This window comes from Amycolatopsis echigonensis (assembly GCF_014174495.1).
GTDB classification, from domain to species: Bacteria; Actinomycetota; Actinomycetes; order Mycobacteriales; family Pseudonocardiaceae; genus Amycolatopsis; species Amycolatopsis echigonensis.
The window spans coordinates 124,029-141,025 of sequence record NZ_JACJHR010000012.1 but is presented as its reverse complement, the minus strand read 5'-3'; the positions used below and the strand labels follow the sequence as shown (position 1 = coordinate 141,025).

31 protein-coding genes are annotated in these 16,997 nt (G+C 67.3%); all 31 read right to left on the bottom strand.

Going from position 1 to position 16,997, the window contains the following annotated elements; translation table 11 throughout:
* Positions 1-79 precede the first annotated feature (79 nt).
* Positions 80-628 (bottom strand): 50S ribosomal protein L17, encoded by a 549-nt coding sequence (gene rplQ, locus H5411_RS11560; protein ID WP_183123725.1) that lies wholly within the window; start codon positions 626-628, stop codon positions 80-82.
* A gap of 42 nt (positions 629-670) precedes the next feature.
* Positions 671-1,744 carry a DNA-directed RNA polymerase subunit alpha gene (locus tag H5411_RS11555; RefSeq protein ID WP_009072342.1) on the bottom strand — a complete coding sequence of 358 codons (1,074 nt, stop codon included), beginning with the start codon at positions 1,742-1,744 and terminating at the stop codon, positions 671-673.
* Positions 1,745-1,849: 105 nt separating this feature from the next.
* Positions 1,850-2,455, bottom strand: a complete 606-nt coding sequence (gene rpsD, locus H5411_RS11550; protein WP_101436010.1) for a 30S ribosomal protein S4 — start codon at positions 2,453-2,455, stop codon at positions 1,850-1,852.
* 23 nt (positions 2,456-2,478) lie between these two features.
* Entirely contained in the window at positions 2,479-2,883 is a 405-nt protein-coding gene (gene rpsK, locus H5411_RS11545; RefSeq protein WP_009072340.1) for a 30S ribosomal protein S11, read from the bottom strand.
* 18 nt (positions 2,884-2,901) lie between these two features.
* On the bottom strand, positions 2,902-3,087 hold the full coding sequence (locus H5411_RS11540) for a hypothetical protein (protein WP_037368511.1): 186 nt from the start codon (positions 3,085-3,087) through the stop codon (positions 2,902-2,904).
* Positions 3,084-3,464: a 30S ribosomal protein S13 gene (rpsM, locus tag H5411_RS11535; RefSeq protein ID WP_009072337.1), complete on the bottom strand. Its 381-nt coding sequence runs from the start codon at positions 3,462-3,464 to the stop codon at positions 3,084-3,086. Before rpsM ends, H5411_RS11540 begins: the two co-directional genes overlap by 4 nt.
* A 198-nt stretch (positions 3,465-3,662) precedes the next feature.
* Entirely contained in the window at positions 3,663-3,776 is a 114-nt protein-coding gene (gene rpmJ, locus H5411_RS47500; RefSeq protein WP_004558882.1) for a 50S ribosomal protein L36, read from the bottom strand.
* A 37-nt stretch (positions 3,777-3,813) separates the two neighbouring features.
* Positions 3,814-4,035 carry a translation initiation factor IF-1 gene (gene infA, locus H5411_RS11525; protein WP_004558881.1) on the bottom strand — a complete coding sequence of 74 codons (222 nt, stop codon included), beginning with the start codon at positions 4,033-4,035 and terminating at the stop codon, positions 3,814-3,816.
* A 229-nt stretch (positions 4,036-4,264) separates the two neighbouring features.
* Positions 4,265-5,041 (bottom strand): type I methionyl aminopeptidase, encoded by a 777-nt coding sequence (gene map, locus H5411_RS11520; RefSeq protein ID WP_183123732.1) that lies wholly within the window; start codon positions 5,039-5,041, stop codon positions 4,265-4,267.
* Between the two features lie 44 nt (positions 5,042-5,085).
* Entirely contained in the window at positions 5,086-5,640 is a 555-nt protein-coding gene (locus H5411_RS11515) for an adenylate kinase (RefSeq protein ID WP_101436011.1), read from the bottom strand.
* Entirely contained in the window at positions 5,637-6,944 is a 1,308-nt protein-coding gene (gene secY / locus H5411_RS11510) for a preprotein translocase subunit SecY (protein WP_183123724.1), read from the bottom strand. The genes H5411_RS11515 and secY overlap by 4 nt, the downstream gene beginning before the upstream one ends.
* A 720-nt stretch (positions 6,945-7,664) precedes the next feature.
* Positions 7,665-8,111, bottom strand: coding sequence for a 50S ribosomal protein L15 (gene rplO / locus H5411_RS11505; protein ID WP_037360245.1), 447 nt, complete (start codon positions 8,109-8,111; stop codon positions 7,665-7,667).
* A complete protein-coding gene (gene rpmD, locus H5411_RS11500; RefSeq protein WP_033291195.1) occupies positions 8,108-8,293 on the bottom strand; it encodes a 50S ribosomal protein L30 in 186 nt (61 codons plus the stop codon). Before rpmD ends, rplO begins: the two co-directional genes overlap by 4 nt.
* Position 8,294: 1 nt before the next feature.
* The gene (gene rpsE / locus H5411_RS11495) at positions 8,295-8,936 is read right to left on the bottom strand and encodes a 30S ribosomal protein S5 (protein ID WP_009072328.1); all 642 of its coding nucleotides are present in this window, start codon (positions 8,934-8,936) and stop codon (positions 8,295-8,297) included.
* A gap of 31 nt (positions 8,937-8,967) precedes the next feature.
* Entirely contained in the window at positions 8,968-9,369 is a 402-nt protein-coding gene (gene rplR, locus H5411_RS11490) for a 50S ribosomal protein L18 (RefSeq protein WP_101436012.1), read from the bottom strand.
* Positions 9,369-9,908 carry a 50S ribosomal protein L6 gene (gene rplF, locus H5411_RS11485; protein WP_101436013.1) on the bottom strand — a complete coding sequence of 180 codons (540 nt, stop codon included), beginning with the start codon at positions 9,906-9,908 and terminating at the stop codon, positions 9,369-9,371. The genes rplR and rplF overlap by 1 nt, the downstream gene beginning before the upstream one ends.
* A gap of 16 nt (positions 9,909-9,924) precedes the next feature.
* Entirely contained in the window at positions 9,925-10,323 is a 399-nt protein-coding gene (gene rpsH / locus H5411_RS11480; RefSeq protein ID WP_009072322.1) for a 30S ribosomal protein S8, read from the bottom strand.
* A 106-nt stretch (positions 10,324-10,429) separates the two neighbouring features.
* The gene (locus tag H5411_RS11475; protein ID WP_020662790.1) at positions 10,430-10,615 is read right to left on the bottom strand and encodes a type Z 30S ribosomal protein S14; all 186 of its coding nucleotides are present in this window, start codon (positions 10,613-10,615) and stop codon (positions 10,430-10,432) included.
* Positions 10,616-10,619: 4 nt separating this feature from the next.
* Positions 10,620-11,183, bottom strand: a complete 564-nt coding sequence (rplE, locus tag H5411_RS11470; RefSeq protein ID WP_101436014.1) for a 50S ribosomal protein L5 — start codon at positions 11,181-11,183, stop codon at positions 10,620-10,622.
* 1 nt (position 11,184) lies between these two features.
* Positions 11,185-11,499: a 50S ribosomal protein L24 gene (rplX, locus tag H5411_RS11465; protein WP_009072317.1), complete on the bottom strand. Its 315-nt coding sequence runs from the start codon at positions 11,497-11,499 to the stop codon at positions 11,185-11,187.
* Positions 11,499-11,867: a 50S ribosomal protein L14 gene (gene rplN / locus H5411_RS11460; RefSeq protein ID WP_004558867.1), complete on the bottom strand. Its 369-nt coding sequence runs from the start codon at positions 11,865-11,867 to the stop codon at positions 11,499-11,501. The genes rplX and rplN overlap by 1 nt, the downstream gene beginning before the upstream one ends.
* A gap of 99 nt (positions 11,868-11,966) precedes the next feature.
* Positions 11,967-12,245, bottom strand: coding sequence for a 30S ribosomal protein S17 (rpsQ, locus tag H5411_RS11455; RefSeq protein ID WP_009072315.1), 279 nt, complete (start codon positions 12,243-12,245; stop codon positions 11,967-11,969).
* Positions 12,242-12,487: a 50S ribosomal protein L29 gene (rpmC, locus tag H5411_RS11450; protein ID WP_009072314.1), complete on the bottom strand. Its 246-nt coding sequence runs from the start codon at positions 12,485-12,487 to the stop codon at positions 12,242-12,244. Before rpmC ends, rpsQ begins: the two co-directional genes overlap by 4 nt.
* Positions 12,487-12,903, bottom strand: coding sequence for a 50S ribosomal protein L16 (rplP, locus tag H5411_RS11445; RefSeq protein WP_009072313.1), 417 nt, complete (start codon positions 12,901-12,903; stop codon positions 12,487-12,489). The genes rpmC and rplP overlap by 1 nt, the downstream gene beginning before the upstream one ends.
* Positions 12,904-12,906: 3 nt before the next feature.
* A complete protein-coding gene (gene rpsC, locus H5411_RS11440; protein ID WP_183123723.1) occupies positions 12,907-13,752 on the bottom strand; it encodes a 30S ribosomal protein S3 in 846 nt (281 codons plus the stop codon).
* Positions 13,752-14,165, bottom strand: a complete 414-nt coding sequence (gene rplV, locus H5411_RS11435) for a 50S ribosomal protein L22 (RefSeq protein WP_037360236.1) — start codon at positions 14,163-14,165, stop codon at positions 13,752-13,754. The genes rpsC and rplV overlap by 1 nt, the downstream gene beginning before the upstream one ends.
* Before the next feature lie 28 nt (positions 14,166-14,193).
* Entirely contained in the window at positions 14,194-14,475 is a 282-nt protein-coding gene (gene rpsS / locus H5411_RS11430) for a 30S ribosomal protein S19 (protein WP_003102083.1), read from the bottom strand.
* A gap of 18 nt (positions 14,476-14,493) precedes the next feature.
* Entirely contained in the window at positions 14,494-15,327 is an 834-nt protein-coding gene (gene rplB / locus H5411_RS11425; protein ID WP_009072306.1) for a 50S ribosomal protein L2, read from the bottom strand.
* A 15-nt stretch (positions 15,328-15,342) separates the two neighbouring features.
* Positions 15,343-15,654, bottom strand: a complete 312-nt coding sequence (gene rplW / locus H5411_RS11420; protein WP_009072304.1) for a 50S ribosomal protein L23 — start codon at positions 15,652-15,654, stop codon at positions 15,343-15,345.
* Complete coding sequence (rplD, locus tag H5411_RS11415; protein ID WP_101436016.1) at positions 15,651-16,340, bottom strand: 50S ribosomal protein L4; 690 nt, start codon at positions 16,338-16,340, stop codon at positions 15,651-15,653. Before rplD ends, rplW begins: the two co-directional genes overlap by 4 nt.
* A 2-nt stretch (positions 16,341-16,342) precedes the next feature.
* A complete protein-coding gene (gene rplC / locus H5411_RS11410) occupies positions 16,343-16,993 on the bottom strand; it encodes a 50S ribosomal protein L3 (RefSeq protein ID WP_009072300.1) in 651 nt (216 codons plus the stop codon).
* Positions 16,994-16,997 lie beyond the last annotated feature (4 nt).

Sequence of the window (16,997 nt, the reverse complement as noted above, 5' to 3'; positions counted from 1 at the left end):
CGTCCAAGCGCAGACGAACGAGCCCGCCCTCCCCGTGGGGAGCGGCGGGCTCGTCCGATGCAGACAGTGCCGGCAGGACTCAGTCCTTCTTGGCGTCGGCGTCGTCGGAGGCGGCAGCCTCGTCCGCGGCCGGGGCGGCGGCCTCTTCGGCAGCCGGGGCCTCTTCGGTCGAGGCGGGAGCCTCAGCGGCTTCCTCGGCGACCGGAGCGGCGGCGACCTCGTCCTTGGCGAACTTGGTCTTGCGGGCCCGCTCGGCCTCGGACGTCACGGTCTTCTCCGCGACCAGTTCGATGACGGCCATGGCGGCGTTGTCGCCCTTGCGCGGCATCGTCTTGGTGATGCGGGTGTAACCGCCGGCGCGCTCCGCGAAGTGCGGGCCGATCTCGGCGAACAGCTTGTGCACGACGTCCTTGTCCCGGACGACCTTCTGCACCAGGCGACGGTTGTGCAGGTCGCCCCGCTTCGCCTTGGTGATCAGCTTCTCGGCCAGCGGGCGGACCCGCTTGGCCTTAGCCTCGGTCGTCGTGATCTTGCCGTGCTCGAACAGCTGAGTGGCCAGGTTGGCCAGGATCAGCCGCTCGTGCGCGGCAGACCCGCCGAGCCGGGCTCCCTTGGTAGGGGTGGGCATGACTTTCTCCTAGTTCAGCTCACAGCGTCCGGGCACGAGGCCTCAGAGCTGCTCGGTCTCTGCGTAGTCCTGGCCATCGTCGTGGCCGTCGTCCGAAATCCCGCCGCCGATGCCGGCGACCCCTTCCGACCAGCCTTCGCCGTCGTAGCTGGTGGCAGCCGCGGACGGGTCGAACCCGGGCGGGCTGTCCTTCAGCGCGAGGCCGAGGCCGACGAGCTTCAGCTTGACCTCGTCGATCGACTTGGCGCCGAAGTTGCGGATGTCGAGAAGGTCCGCCTCGCTGCGCGAGACCAGCTCGCCCACGGTGTGGATGCCTTCGCGCTTCAGGCAGTTGTACGACCGGACGGTGAGGTCCAGGTCCTCGATCGGCATCGCGTAGGCGGCGATGGTGTCCGCCTCCTGCGGCGACGGGCCGATCTCGATGCCCTCGGCGTCGACGTTCAGCTCGCGAGCGAGACCGAACAGCTCCACCAGCGTCTTGCCGGCCGAGGCCACCGCGTCGCGCGCGGTGATCGACGGCTTGGTCTCGACGTCCAGGATCAGCTTGTCGAAGTCGGTGCGCTGCTCGACACGGGTGGCCTCGACCTTGTAGGTCACCTTCAGCACCGGCGAGTAGATGGAGTCGACCGGGATCCGGCCGATCTCCGCGCCCGCCTGCTTGTTCTGCAGGGCCGGAACGTAACCGCGGCCGCGCTCGACGACGAGCTCGATCTCGAGCTTGCCCTTGCCGTTCAGCGACGCGATGTGCAGATCCGGGTTGTGCACGGTGACGCCCGCGGGCGGCACGATGTCGGCAGCCGTGACCTCACCCGGGCCCTGCTTGCGCAGGTACATGGTGACCGGCTCGTCCTCTTCCGAGGACACGACCAGTTCCTTCAGGTTCAGGATGATGTCGGTGACGTCTTCCTTCACCCCGGGAACGGTGGTGAATTCGTGCAGCACGCCGTCGATGCGGATGCTCGTCACGGCCGCGCCCGGGATGGACGACAGCAACGTGCGCCGCAGCGAGTTGCCGAGCGTGTAGCCGAAGCCGGGCTCCAGCGGTTCGATGGTGAACCGGGAGCGGGTCTCGTTGACCGTCTCTTCGCCAAGAGCCGGCCGCTGGGAAATCAGCATTCCTTAATTCCTTTCCAGACGACGCCCGCCATATGACGTCGAAGGGATGGCGTGACGGCGGCGCACTGTGGGCACCGCCGCCCCGTAACCAGTCGCAGAGACCGGTTACTTCGAGTAAAGCTCGACGATCAGCTGTTCCTGAACCGGAACGTCGATCTGCGCGCGCTCCGGCAGCTGGTGGACCAGCACGCGGAGGTTCGACGGCACGACCTGCAGCCAGGCCGGGACCGGACGCTCGCCGAAGGACTCCTTCGCCGCCACGAACGGCAGCATGCCCATCGACTTCGGCCGCACGTCGATGATGTCCCACTTGCTGACCTGGTAGGACGGCACGTTGACCTTGACGCCGTTGACCAGGAAGTGGCCGTGGCTCACCAGCTGCCGCGCCTGACGGCGGGTGCGGGCGATGCCGGCGCGGTAGATCACGTTGTCCAGCCGGGACTCGAGGATCTGCAGCAGGTTCTCACCGGTCTTGCCCGGACGCCGCACGGCTTCCTTGTAGTACCGGACGAACTGGCGCTCGAGAACGCCGTAGGTGTAGCGAGCCTTCTGCTTCTCCTGCGACTGCAGGAGGTACTCGGACTCCTTGATGCGCCCGCGGCCGTGCTGGCCCGGCGGGTAGGGGCGACGTTCGAACGCCTGGTCGCCGCCGATGAGGTCAACCTTGAGGCGACGCGAAATACGCGTCGCGGGGCCGGTGTAACGAGCCATTTCTTAGTACTCCTCCCCGTTCCTCAGACCCGGCGCCGCTTGGGCGGGCGGCAGCCGTTGTGAGGCTGCGGGGTCACGTCCTGGATGGTGCCGACCTCGAGGCCGGCCGCCTGCAGCGAGCGGATCGCCGTCTCGCGGCCCGAACCCGGGCCCTTCACGAAAACGTCGACCTTCTTCATGCCGTGCTCGGCCGCCTTGCGGGCGGCGTTCTCGGCGGCCATCTGCGCGGCGAACGGAGTCGACTTGCGCGAGCCCTTGAAGCCCACGTGGCCGCTCGAGGCCCACGCGATCACGGCGCCGGTCGGGTCCGTGATGGAGACGATGGTGTTGTTGAAGGTGCTCTTGATGTGCGCGTGACCGTGCGCGACATTCTTCTTTTCCTTGCGGCGGACCTTCTTGGCCCCCGCAGTGCGGCTCTTGGGTGGCATGTTCTGAGGGTTCTCCTGTTAACGCGCGTTCTGCTGGTGAGCGGCGACGGCTTCCTGCTGCCCGCGGCGGATGATGGATCCGGCGTCGGTGTAGAGGTTCCGCAGCGCCATCGGGCGGGCGTAGAGCGCCTTGGGCGAGACACAAGCCGTGGAGCGACGGACGGAACCGCCCATGCGAACGACCTTCTTGCCCTGGGTGCTCACTTCTTGCCAGCCTTCTTCTTGCCGGCGACCGTCTTCTTCGGGCCCTTGCGGGTGCGGGCGTTGGTCTTGGTCCGCTGACCGCGCACCGGCAGACCACGACGCCAGCGCAGACCCTGGTAGGTCCCGATCTCGATCTTGCGCCGGATGTCGGCGTTCACCTCACGGCGAAGGTCACCCTCGACCTTGAAGTTTTCGTCGATGTAGTCCTTCAGCTTGACGAGATCCTCGTCGCTGAGGTCCTTGACGCGGGTGTCGGCGTTCAGCTCGGCAGCAGCGATCATCTGCTTCGAGCGGGTACGGCCGATCCCGTAGATGTAAGTCAGCGCGATCTCCAACCGCTTCTCGCGGGGGAGGTCCACGCCAGCGAGTCGTGCCACTGGTGCTCCTTTATCGAGTTCGTCTTCAGGTCTGCTCCCCGTCCGGTTCCGGAACCGACTCGCCTGTCGTGCCCGTGGCTTGCGCCCCGGGTGTCCCGGCCCCGGCCTGAAGTCCGGGGGTGCGCCGGACCGTTCTCACGGTCCGGCAGGTACGGGGAGGGTGGGTTAGCCGTCAAGCGGCCTGCTGCAGTGCGGTTCTCAGCCCTGACGCTGCTTGTGACGCAGGTTCTCGCAGATCACCATGATCCGGCCGTGACGGCGGATCACCTTGCACTTGTCGCAGATCTTCTTGACGCTCGGCTGGACCTTCACGTCTTCCTGCTTCCTGCTCTGCTCGGCTCTGGCGTGATCACTTGTAGCGGTAGACGATGCGACCACGGGAGAGGTCGTAGGGCGACAGCTCCACGACAACCCTGTCCTCCGGCAGGATGCGGATGTAGTGCTGCCGCATCTTGCCGCTGATGTGTGCCAGGACCTTGTGGCCGTTCTCCAACTCGACGCGGAACATCGCGTTGGGGAGCGGCTCGACCACGCGGCCTTCGACCTCGATGGCCCCGTCTTTCTTAGCCATGTCCTCCGCAATCCCTGATGCACGCTTGATGTGCACAGCGTGATCGGTTTTGAGCTCGAGTCCTTGCTTACTGGGTGGTGCTCGGCCACACTCGGCCCCGGGTCCATGAAGTTCGCAAGAATTCACGAGCATGCTGGAACCGGCGCATGAGCGCGCCGACTTGACAGTGTACGCAACCCGTGCAGTACCCCGTCGACCGGGGTGCAAGCAGACCCGTGTGAGTGGCCGCTCAGGACTCTTCGGGGAGAGTGAGCACCCAGGGACCGTCCTCGGTGATGGCGACGGTGTGCTCCCAGTGCGCGGCGCGCGAACCGTCGACGGTGACGACTGTCCAGCCGTCGTCCAGTTCGAGGGTTTCGCCGCTGCCGCCGGTCAGCATGGGCTCGACCGCGAGCGCCATGCCGGGCTTGAGCCGGGGCCCCTTGCCGGGTTTGCCGACGTTCGGCAGAAACGGCTCCATGTGCATCTGGCGGCCGATGCCGTGGCCGCCGTACTCGAGGATCTCGCCGTACTCGCGGCCGTCCTCCTCGCCCGCCTGGCGGGCGGCGGTCTGCACGGCGAAGGAGATGTCGGTGAGCCGCGAGCCCGCGCGGACGGCCTCGATGCCCGCCCACATGGCGCGTTCGGTGGCGGCCGACAGCTGGTGGTCTTTCTCGCTGACCTCGCCGATCTCCAGCGTCACCGCGGAATCGCCGTGCCAGCCGTCGAGGATCGCGCCGCAGTCGACCGAGATCAGGTCGCCCTCGGCGAGCACATGCTTGGCCGACGGGATGCCGTGCACGATCTGCTCGTTCACCGACGCGCAGATCGACGCCGGGAATCCGTGATAGCCCTTGAACGAGGGCACCGCGCCGGCGTCGCGGATCGTCTGCTCGGCCAGCTCGTCGAGCTCGGCCGTGGTGACCCCGGTCCGGGCGAGTTCGCGCACGGCGGCCAGGGTGCGGGCGACCACGAGACCGGCCGCCCGCATGGCCTCCAGCTCGCCGCGGGTCTTGACCTCGATCATGCGCCCGCGGCGGAGCACTTGCAGAACACGCAATCCTCCGAGATTCACGTGCGGTCGCGCAGCGCTTTCAGCACGCGGTCCGAGATCTCCTGCACCTCGCCGACGCCGTCGACCTTCACCAGGATGTCGGAGTAGTACTCCAGCAGCGGCGCGGTCTCCGACACGTACACCTGCTGGCGGCGGCGGATGACGTCCTCGGTGTCGTCCGCGCGGCCGCGCGACATGAGGCGGCGGACGACGACGTCCTCGGCCACGTCGAGCTGGATGACCGCGTCGAGCTTGGTGTCGGCCTCGCTCAGCATCTCGCCGAGGACCTCGGCCTGCTTGGTGTTGCGCGGGAACCCGTCGAGCAGGAAGCCCGCCTTCGCGTCCGGTTCGGCCAGCCGCTCGCGGACCATTTCGTTGGTCACCGAGTCCGGCACCAGCTCGCCCGAGTCCAGGTACCGCTTGGCCTCCTGGCCGAGCGGGGTCTCCTGGCCGACGTGCGCCCGGAAGAGGTCGCCCGTCGAGATGTGCGGGATCCGCAGCTGCTCGGACAGGGCAACCGCCTGCGTGCCTTTGCCCGCGCCGGGCGGTCCGACGAGAACCAGTCGCGTCACTTCAAGAACCCTTCGTAGTTGCGCTGCATCAGCTGGCTTTCGATCTGCTTCACGGTGTCGAGCCCGACGCCGACCATGATCAGCACAGCCGTGCCACCGAACGGGAAGTTCTGGTTGTTCCCGCTGCCGGTGAGGGACAGGAAGAAGTTCGGGAGGATCGCGATGATGCCCAGGTACAGCGAGCCGGGGAGAGTGATCCGGCCCAGCACGAAGCTGAGGTACTCGGCGGTGGGACGGCCGGGGCGGATGCCCGGGATGAAGCCGCCGAACTTCTTCATCTCTTCCGCACGCTCGTCCACGTTGAACGTGATCGTGATGTAGAAGTAGGTGAAGAAGATGATCAACAGGAAGTAGAGCAGGATGTGCACCCAGCTGCTCTGGTTGACCAGGTAGTTCTGAATGAACGACTGCCAGCCCGAATTGCTCTGCGGGTCGCCGATCAGCTGGCTGAGCAGCTGCGGCAGGTACAGCAGCGACGACGCGAAGATGACCGGGATGACACCGGCCTGGTTCACCTTGATCGGCAGGTAGGTCGAGGTGCCGCCGTACATCCGGCGGCCGACCATGCGCTTGGCGTACTGCACCGGGATCCGGCGCTGGCCCTGCTCGACGAAGATGACGCTCGCGATGATCACCAGGCCGAACGCGAGGACCACGACCAGCGCGATGCCGCCGCCGTTGCTGATGATGTTGGCGCCCTCGGCCGGGATGCGGGCCGCGATGTTCAGGAAGATCAGCACCGACATGCCGTTGCCGACGCCGCGCTCGGTGATCAGCTCGCCCAGCCACATCATCACCGCGGTGCCCGCGGTCATGGTGACCACGATCAGCGTCAGCGAGTAGATGCTGTTGTCCGGGATGATCGGCTGCGAGCAGCCCTGGAACAGGGTGCCGCGATCAGCCAGCGCGACCACGCCGGTGGCCTGCAGGATCGCCAGCGCGATCGTCAGGTACCGGGTGTACTGGGTCAGCTTGTTCTGGCCGGACTGGCCTTCCTTCTTCAGCTCCTCGAACCGCGGGATGACGACGGTGAGCAGCTGGATGATGATGCTCGCGGTGATGTAGGGCATGATGCCCGTCGCGAACAGCGAGAGCTGCAGCAGCGCGCCGCCGCTGAAGAGGTTGAGCAGCTGGTACACGCCCTGCTGGTCCGCCTGTGCGGTACAGGCCTTCACGGCGGCGAACGAGACCCCCGGAGCCGGGATGGTTGCACCGATCCGGTAGACCGCGACGATGGCTAGCGTGAACAGGATCTTCTTGCGTAGATCCGGCGTCGCGAGAGCCGAGCGGAATGCGCTGAGCACGCGGGGGACCTCCTCGGCGTCGTCGGTCGTCCCAACCGACGATCGGCTTGGCCGGTACGAGACCGGCGGGATGTCTGACTCACTGGCAAGCCAGGAACGCTTCAGGGCAAACAGGCCCGGAAGCGTGCCGCCGACTCTAACAGCTTCGCATGGAGCACCCGCAGCGCGTGTGCGTTTTACGTCTCAGTACGAGCCGCCCCGGCAAGCAAGAGCCGCAGGTGAGGCCGCTCGGAGCACAGATGATCACCTGTTCGGCCCGCACCGTTAGGCGGGCTTTCCCACAGCACCACGGAAAAACAGCACCAAGCCGAGCCCGTGAGGGACCCCTTCACGTACTTAGATTCCCTCAAGGAGCCCTTCACGGACCTTTCGCGGAACCGCCACCGCCCCACTCGGACCGTCCGTGAGGGACTCCTTCACGGAATTAGATTCCCTCAAGGAGCCCTTCACGACCCCCAACCGGCACCGGTGCACGCAAAAATCGAGGCACCCAGCCCCTCCCCCGCACCCCGATACGAAGCCTCCCTGCGGTTCGGGGGTGCTTGTCAAGGCATCTTTCCCGCCTTGACAAGCACCCCCGAACCGTCAGCACAATCAAGCTTCGGGGTGCCCCACGCCACCACCGGGCGCAATGTCGCCGCCAGGCGACGAGCCGCAAACGACCGCACACGAAAACGGGCCCGCCCGGAAAACCGGACGGGCCCGCCTCAACGCAAGCGATCAGCTAACGGTGGCCGAACCACCAGCAGCCTCGATCTTCTCCTTGGCGGAACCGGAGAACGCGTGCGCGGTCAGCTCGAGCTTGACCCCGTTCAGGTCCCCGTTGCCGAGAACCTTGACGAGCTTGCCCTTGCGCACGAGACCGTGCTGAGCCAGCTCCTCCGGACCGACCTTGCCGCCGTCGGCGAACACCCGGGCGATGTCGCCCACGTTCACCGGCTGGTACTCGGTGCGGAACCGGTTCTTGAACCCACGCAGCTTCGGCAGCCGCATGTGGATGGGCATCTGCCCACCCTCGAACCCGGCGGGCACGTTCTTCCGGGCCTTGGTGCCCTTCGTGCCGCGACCCGCCGTCTTGCCCTTCGAACCCTCACCACGGCCGACGCGGATCTTGTCGCGCTTGGCGCCAGGAGCCGGACGCAGGTGGTGGATCTTGATGGCGGTCATGCCTTGACCTCCTCGACCTCCACCAGGTGGCGGACCGTGTGGATCAGGCCGCGCACCTGGGGGGTGTCCTCACGCACGACGCTCTGGCGGATCTTGCGCAGCCCGAGGGTGCGCAGCGACTCGCGGTGAGCGTGCTTCGTGCCGATCTTGCTCTTGACCTGAGTGACCTTGAGCTGAGCCATGTCAGACCCCCTGGCCGGCACGCTGGCGCAGCATCCGGGCCGGGGCGACGTCCTCGAGCGGCAGACCGCGGCGAGCGGCCACCTCCTCCGGACGCTGCAGACCCTTCAGGGCCGCGACGGTCGCGTGCACGATGTTGATGGCGTTGTCGGAGCCGAGCGACTTCGACAGCACGTCGTGGACGCCCGCGCACTCCAGCACCGCGCGCACCGGGCCGCCGGCGATGACGCCGGTACCAGCGGACGCGGGACGGAGCAGCACGACCCCGGCGGCTTCCTCACCCTGGATCGGGTGCGGAATGGTGCCGGCGACGCGCGGAACGCGGAAGAAGTTCTTCTTCGCCTCCTCGACGCCCTTGGCGATGGCCGCGGGAACTTCCTTGGCCTTGCCGTAGCCGACGCCGACCTGACCGTCGCCGTCGCCGACGACCACCAGGGCGGTGAAGCTGAAGCGACGACCGCCCTTGACGACCTTGGCGACGCGGTTGATCGTCACGACCTTCTCAAGGTGCGGGGTCTTGTCCTGGGCCGCCCCGCCACGGCCGCCGTCGCGCCGGTCGCGACGGTCCCGACGGTCACCGCGGTCGTTGCCGCCCTGACCCGGTCCGCCCTGGCCGCCGCCGAATTGCCGTGTACGTCCCGGCATCAGGCTTTCCTTCCATTCACGAGCATGTGCATCAGAACTTCAACCCCGCCTCGCGGGCGGCGTCGGCGAGCGCGGCGATGCGGCCGTGGTAGGCGTTGCCGCCACGGTCGAACACCACGGCTTCGATGCCGGCGTCCTTGGCGCGCGAAGCGACCAGTTCGCCGACCTTGGCCGCCTTGGCCTTCTTGTCGCCCTCGAAGGACCGCAGGTCCGCCTCGAGGGTGGACGCCGACGCCAGCGTGTGACCGGCGAGGTCGTCGATCACCTGCACGGTGATGTGCCGCGAGGACCGCTTGACGACCATGCGCGGACGCGCGGGCGTCCCGCTGATCTTCTTGCGGAGGCGGAAGTGCCGACGGGCCTTGGCGACGCGACGGCGGGTCGAGATGTCCTTGCCGACCGGCTTGCGCTTCGTGGTAGTCGTGTCGCTCATCACTTACCCGTCTTTCCGACCTTGCGGCGGATCTTCTCACCCTCGTACCGCAGGCCCTTGCCCTTGTACGGGTCCGGGCGGCGCAGCTTGCGGATGACCGCGGCGGTCTGGCCGACCTTCTGCTTGTCGATGCCGGACACCGAGAACCGGGTGGGCGACTCCACCTTGAAGGTGATGCCTTCCGGAGCCTCGATCTTGACCGGGTGGCTGTAGCCGAGGGCGAACTCGAGGTCCGATCCCTTGGCCTGCACGCGGTAACCGACGCCGTGGATTTCCAGCTTCTTCTCGTAGCCCTCGGTCACGCCCACCACGAGGTTGTTCACCAGCGTGCGGGTGAGGCCGTGCAGGGCGCGGCTGGTGCGCTCGTCGTCCGGGCGCTTCACCAGCAGCGCGCCGTCCTCGCCGCGCTCGACGGTGATCGGCTCGGCGACAGTGTGCTCCAAGGTGCCCTTCGGCCCCTTGACCTTGACGTGCTGGCCGTCGATGGTCACCTCGACCCCGGAGGGGACGGAGACCGGCAGCTTTCCGATGCGTGACATGTCTGTGCCCCCTTCCTTACCAGACGTAGGCGAGGACTTCGCCGCCCACGTTGTTGCGCTTGGCCTGCCGGTCGGTCTGCAGGCCGGCGGACGTCGAGATGATCGCGACGCCGAGGCCGCCGAGAACGGACGGCAGTTCGGTCGATTTTGCGTAGACCCGCAGACCCGGCTTGGAGACGCGGCGAAGGCCGGCGATGCTCCGCTCGCGGTTGGGGCCGTACTTCAGCTCGACGACCAGGTTCTTGTGCTTCTCGCCCGGCTCGTCGCGGTAGCTCGCGATGTAGCCCTCGCGCTTGAGGATCTCGGCGATGTTCGCCTTGATCTTCGAGTGCGGAAGCACGACCTCGTCGTGGTACGCCGAGTTCGCGTTGCGCAGACGGGTCAAGAAGTCTGCGATCGGGTCGGTCATCGTCATGGTGACCTGTCAACCTTTCTCGCCTGGTTCCCCGCCTCGCCCGGCCGGAGCGGTCTCCGGCCGGGTCGGCGGGGCCTGTGGCGAACTGGGAATAGAGTTTCGAGCCTTACCAGCTGGACTTGTGGACACCGGGCAGTTCACCCGCGTGCGCCATCTCCCGGAGGCAGATCCGGCACAGGCCGAACTTGCGGTAGACCGAGTGCGGACGCCCGCACCGGTTGCACCGGGTGTAGGCGCGCACCGCGAACTTCGGCTTCTTCGAAGCCTTGCTGACTAGCGCTTTCTTGGCCATCGGCTCAGTTCTCCTTGAACGGGAAACCGAGCTTGCGCAGCAGCGCCCGGCCCTCGTCGTCGGTGGTGGCGGTCGTGACGACGGTGACGTCCATGCCGCGCGGGCGGTCGATGTCGTCCGGGTTGATCTCGTGGAACATCGACTGCTCGTTGAGACCGAACGTGTAGTTGCCGTTGCCGTCGAACTGCTTGGGCGAAAGGCCGCGGAAGTCGCGGATACGGGGCAGCGCGATGGTCAGCAACCGGTCGAGGAACTCCCACATCCGGTCGCCGCGCAGCGTGACGCGCGCGCCGATCGGCTGGCCCTCGCGCAGCTTGAACTGCGCGATGGACTTGCGAGCCTTGCGGATCTCCGGCTTCTGCCCCGTGATCAGGGAGAGGTCGCGAACCGCGCCGTCGATCAGCTTGCTGTCCCGGGCGGCGTCCCCGACACCCATGTTCACGACGATCTTCACGACGCCGGGAATCTGGTGCACGTTGGCGATGGAGAACTCCTTCTGGAGTTCGCCCTTGATCTCTTCGCGGTACCGGGTCTTCAGACGCGGCACGATCTTCTCTGCGGTGGTCATGTCAGATGTCCTTGCCGTTCCGGCGCGAGACCCGGACCTTCTTGCCGTCCTCGCCGATGCGGTAGCCCACCCGGGTCGGCTTGCCGTCCGAGTCCACGACCATCACGTTCGAGACGTGGATGGGCGCTTCCTGGGTCACGATGCCGCCGGACTGCGCCCCGCGCTGGGTCTGGGTGATCCGGGTGTGCTTCTTGATCCGGTTGACACCCTCGACCAGAACGCGTTCGCGGTCCGGGTAGGCCTGGATGACCTTGCCCTTGGCGCCCTTGTCCTTGCCGGCGATAACGACGACGGTGTCGCCCTTCTTCACCTTCATCACAGCACCTCCGGCGCGAGCGAAATGATCTTCATGAACTTTCGGTCGCGCAGCTCGCGGCCCACCGGGCCGAAGATGCGGGTGCCCCGGGGCTCGTTGTCGTTCTTGATGAGCACGGCGGCGTTCTCGTCGAACCGGATGTAGGAACCGTCCGGACGACGGCGCTCCTTCACCGTGCGGACGATGACAGCCTTGACGACATCGCCCTTCTTCACCCCGGCAGCCGGGATGGCGTCCTTCACGGTGGCGACGATGATGTCGCCGATGCCGGCGTAGCGCCGCCCGGAGCCGCCGAGCACGCGGATGCAAAGGATTTCCTTTGCCCCGGTGTTGTCGGCAACCCGAAGCCGCGACTCCTGCTGGATCACGTCAACTCCTGTATGTCGCGCTGGTTCTCACGTGGTGAATCGACACCGTCGCGAGCCTTGCGGAACCAAGAGCTCCCGGGAAAACCCGTAGAGCCCTGCTTACTTGGCCTTCTCCACGACCTGCACCAGACGCCAGCGCTTGGTCGCCGACAGCGGCCGGGTCTCCATCAGGGTGACCCGGTCGCCCACGCCCGCCTCGTTGTTCTCGTCGTGCACCTTCACCTTGGAGGTGGTGCGGACGACCTTCGAGTAGCGCGGGTGCTTCTTGCGGTCCTCGAGCTCGACCACGATCGTCTTGTCCATCTTGTCCGAGACGACGTAACCCTCGCGGACCTTGCGGTAGTTCCGGACGGTCTTCTCGGTGGCAGCCTCGCTCATGCGGCACCTTCACTTTCGGCGTCGGGCGCCACGGACAGGCCGAGCTCACGCTCGCGCATGACCGTGTAGATCCGCGCGATGTCCGTGCGGACGGTGCGCAGCCGACGGTTGTTGTCCAGCTGCCCGGTCGCCATCTGGAAGCGGAGGTTGAAGAGCTCCTCCTTGTATTCCTTCAGACGCAGCACGAGCTCTTCGGCGGTGAGCTCACGCAGCTCGGATGCCTGTGCGGCTCCGTTAGCCATCAGAACTCACCTTCCCGGGTCACGATGCGGCACTTCATGGGCAGCTTGTGGATCGCGCGGCGGAGCGCCTCGCGGGCGGTCTCCTCGTTCGGGAAGCTGATCTCGAACATCACGCGACCCGGCTTCACGTTGGCGATCCACCACTCGGGCGAACCCTTGCCGGAACCCATGCGGGTTTCCGCCGGCTTCTTGGTCAGCGGGCGGTCCGGGTAGATCGTCGTCCACACCTTGCCGCCACGCTTGATGTGACGGGTCATGGCGATACGAGCGGACTCGATCTGCCGGTTCGTCACGTAGCTGTGCTCAAGCGCCTGGATGCCGTACTCGCCGAAGTTGACCTTGGTACCGCCCTTGGCGGCGCCGTGGCGCTTCGGGGAGTGCTGCTTGCGGTGCTTGACCCTGCGCGGGATGAGCACGTCTCAGCCCTCCGTCTTTTCTGCGGTCTCGGCGGCGGGAGCCGCCTCGGTCGCGTTGTCGCTCTTCGCGGCGGCAGCGGCGCGTCCGGCCTCGGTCGAGGTCGGGGTCGTGCCCGACGCGCCGGAACGGCGCGGACGGGACGGCCGGTCGCCGCGGTCGCGGCGCGGCGCGCGGTCGGCTGCCGAAGCGGCGGCGTCGCGCTCGGCGCGCGCCTTCAGGCCGCCGACCAGCTCGCCCTTGTAGATCCACACCTTCACGCCGATGCGGCCGAACGTCGTCTTGGCCTCGAAGAAGCCGTAGTCGATGTCGGCGCGCAGCGTGTGCAGCGGGACCCGGCCGTCGCGGTAGTGCTCGGAACGGGACATCTCGGCGCCGCCGAGACGACCGCCGCACTGCACGCGGATGCCCTTGACCTGCGGCGAGCGCATGGAGGTCTGGATCGCCTTGCGCATCGCGCGGCGGAACGCCACGCGGTTGCTCAGCTGCTCCGCGACACCCTGGGCGACCAGCTGCGCGTCGGCCTCGGGGTTCTTCACCTCGAGGATGTTCAGCTGGACCTGCTTCTTGGTCAGCTTCTCCAGCGCGCCGCGGATCCGGTCGGCCTCCGCGCCGCGGCGGCCGATGACGATGCCCGGCCGGGCGGTGTGGATGTCCACACGAACCCTGTCGCGGGTCCTTTCGATCTCGACCTTGGAGATGCCGGCGCGCTCCATGCCGGTGGAGAGCAGCTTGCGGATCTTGACGTCCTCGGCCACGTACTCCGCGTACTGCTTGTCGGCGTACCAGCGCGACTTCCAGTCAGTGGTGATACCCAGGCGGAAGCCGTGCGGGTTGATCTTCTGGCCCACTACCGGCCACCTGCCTTCTTGTTGCTCTTCTTCTCCGCAGGCCGCGACTCGACCACCACGGTGATGTGGCTGGTGCGCTTGCGGATCCGGTACGCACGGCCCTGGGCACGCGGACGGATGCGCTTGAGGGTCGGGCCCTCGTCGGCGGTCGCGGACTTGATCCAGAGCGTCTCCGGGTCCAGCTGGAGGTTGTTCTCGGCGTTGGCCGCCGCGCTGGCGATGACCTTCGCGAGCGGCGTGCTGGCCGCCTGCGGCGCGAACCGGAGCACGGCCAAGGCCTCGCTGACGCTACGACCCTTGACGAGCTCGATCACCCGGCGCACCTTCATCGGCGAGTCCCGGACGAAACGAGCCCGCGCGACGGCCGAGGGCAGCTCTTCGGCTGCGGCCGTGGCGTTTGACTGGGCGTTCATCTGCTTCCCTTAACTTTCTCTGGCCCGCTCAGCGGCGGCGCGACTTGCGGTCGTCCTTGATGTGGCCCTTGAAGGTCCGCGTCGGGGCGAACTCGCCCAGCTTGTGACCCACCATCGCCTCGGTGACGAACACCGGGACGTGCTTGCGGCCGTCGTGCACCGCGATCGTGTGACCCAGGAAGTCCGGGATGATCGTGGAGCGCCGCGACCAGGTCTTGATCACGGTCTTCTTGCCCGATTCGTTGAGAGCGTCCACCTTCTTGAGCAGGTGGTCGTCCACGAACGGGCCCTTCTTAAGGCTACGTGGCATGTGCTTCTACCTCCCTGCTCAGCGCTTCTTGCCGGTACGCCGGCGGCGGACGATCAATTTGTCGGACGGCTTGCTCTTGCGAGTGCGGCCTTCGGGCTTGCCGTTCGGGTTCACCGGGTGACGGCCACCGGAGGTCTTGCCCTCGCCACCGCCGTGCGGGTGGTCGACCGGGTTCATCACGACACCGCGGACAGTCGGGCGCTTGCCGCGCCAGCGGTTGCGGCCCGCCTTGCCCCAGTTGATGTTCGAGTGCTCCGAGTTGCCGACCTCGCCGACGGTCGCGCGGTTGCGCACGTCCACGTTGCGGATCTCGCCCGAGGGGAGACGCAGCTGGGCGTAAGGACCGTCCTTGGCGACGAGCTGCACGCGGGCGCCGGCGGACCGGGCCATCTTCGCGCCGCCGCCAGGGCGGAGCTCGATCGCGTGGATCACGGTGCCGACCGGGATGTTGCGCAGCGGCAGGTTGTTGCCCGGCTTGATGTCGGCGCGGGGGCCGTTCTCAACCGTGTCGCCCTGCTTCAGCTTGTCCGGCGCGATGATGTAGCGCTTCTCGCCGTCGGCGTAGTGCAGCAGCGCGATGCGCGCGGTGCGGTTGGGGTCGTACTCGATGTGCGCGACCTTGGCCGGCACGCCGTCCTTGTCGTGCCGACGGAAGTCGATCACGCGGTAGGCGCGCTTGTGGCCACCGCCCTTGTGCCGGGTGGTGATCTTGCCCGAAGCGTTGCGGCCGCCGGTCTTGCTCAGCGGACGCAGCAGCGACTTCTCCGGCGTGGACCGGGTGATCTCGGCGAAGTCCGAGACGCTCGAACCGCGACGACCCGGGGTCGTCGGCTTGTACTTGCGGATGCCCATACTCAGCTCAGTCCTTTACGCGGTGGGTCCGCCGAAGATCTCAATCGCCTTGCTCTCAGGCGAAAGAGTCACGATGGCGCGCTTGGTGTCCTTGCGCTTGCCGAAGCCGGTACGAGTCCGCTTCCGCTTGCCCTGGCGGTTGGCCGTGTTGACGCTGACGACCTTCACGCCGAACACCTTCTCGACCGCGATCTTGATCTGGGTCTTGTTGGCGTCCGGACGGACGATGAACGTGTACTTGTGGTCCTCGAGCAGCCCGTAGGACTTCTCGGAGATCACCGGCGCGAGCAGGATGTCGCGGGGGTCCGGAATGGCGACCGAGCTCACTTCTCGTCACTCCCTTCCGAAACCTCGCTCGAACGCGCGAGGGCCTTGACGGCCTTCCCGCGGACGGGACCTGCCACGAACGCGTCGTAGGCGGCCTTGGTGAACACGACGTCGTCGTTGACCAGGACGTCGTAGGTGTTGAGCTGGTCAGCCCAGATCAGGTGCACGTACGGCAGGTTCCGCGCGGACACCCAGGCGAGCTCCTCGTCGCGGTGCAGGACCACGAGAACGCGCTTGGCCTGGGTCGCGGCGGCGATCGCCGCCTTGGCGGTCTTGGTCGACGGCTTCTCGCCGGTGACCAGTTCCGTCACGACGTGCAGCTGGCCGGCGCGAGCCCGGTCGGAGAGGGCGCCACGCAGGGCGGCGGCCTTCATCTTCTTCGGGGTGCGCTGGGTGTAGTCGCGCGGCGTGGGGCCGTGCACGACGCCACCGCCGGCGAACTGCGGCGCGCGGGTCGAACCCTGGCGGGCGCGACCGGTGCCCTTCTGCCGGTACGGCTTCTTGCCGCCACCGGAGACCTCACCGCGGGTCTTCGTGTCGTGCGTGCCCTGGCGCGCGGCGGCCAGCTGGCCCACCACGACCTGGTGCATCAGCGCGACGTTGGCCTGCACGTCGAAGATCTCCCCGGGGAGCTCGACGGTGCCGTCGGCTTTACCGGCCGGGGTCTTCAGCTCGACGTTCGTCATCGTCAGTTACCACCCTTCGCGGCACTGCGCACGAACAGCAGGCCGCCCTTGGGACCGGGCACCGCGCCCTTGATCAGCAGCAGGCCGTCCTCGGCACGCACCGCGTGCACGGTCAGGCCCTGCGTGGTGACCCGGTCGCTACCCATCCGGCCCGCCATGCGCAGGCCCTTGAACACGCGGCCCGGCGTGGCGCAGCCGCCGATGGAACCCGGCTTGCGGTGCACGGCCTGCGCACCGTGGCTCGCGCCCTGGCCCTTGAAGCCGTGGCGCTTCATGACACCGGCGTAGCCCTTGCCCTTGCTGGTACCGGTCACGTCGACCGTGGTGCCGGCCTCGAACACCTCGGCGGTGATCTCCTGGCCGACCTCGTAGGTCTCGGCGTCGGTGGTGCGCAGCTCGGCGAGGTGCCGGCGCGGCGTCACGCCCGCCTTGTCGAAGTGGCCGGTGCGCGGCTTGTTCACCTTGCGCGGGTCGACCGCGCCGAACGCCAGCTGCACGGCCGCGTAGCCGTCTTTGTCGGTGGTCCGGACCTGGGTCACCACGTTCGGACCGGCCTTGACGACAGTGACCGGGACGACCCGGTTCTGCTCGTCGAAGACCTGGGTCATGCCGAGCTTGGTGCCCAGGATGCCCTTCATTTGCCTGTCAGACATGAGT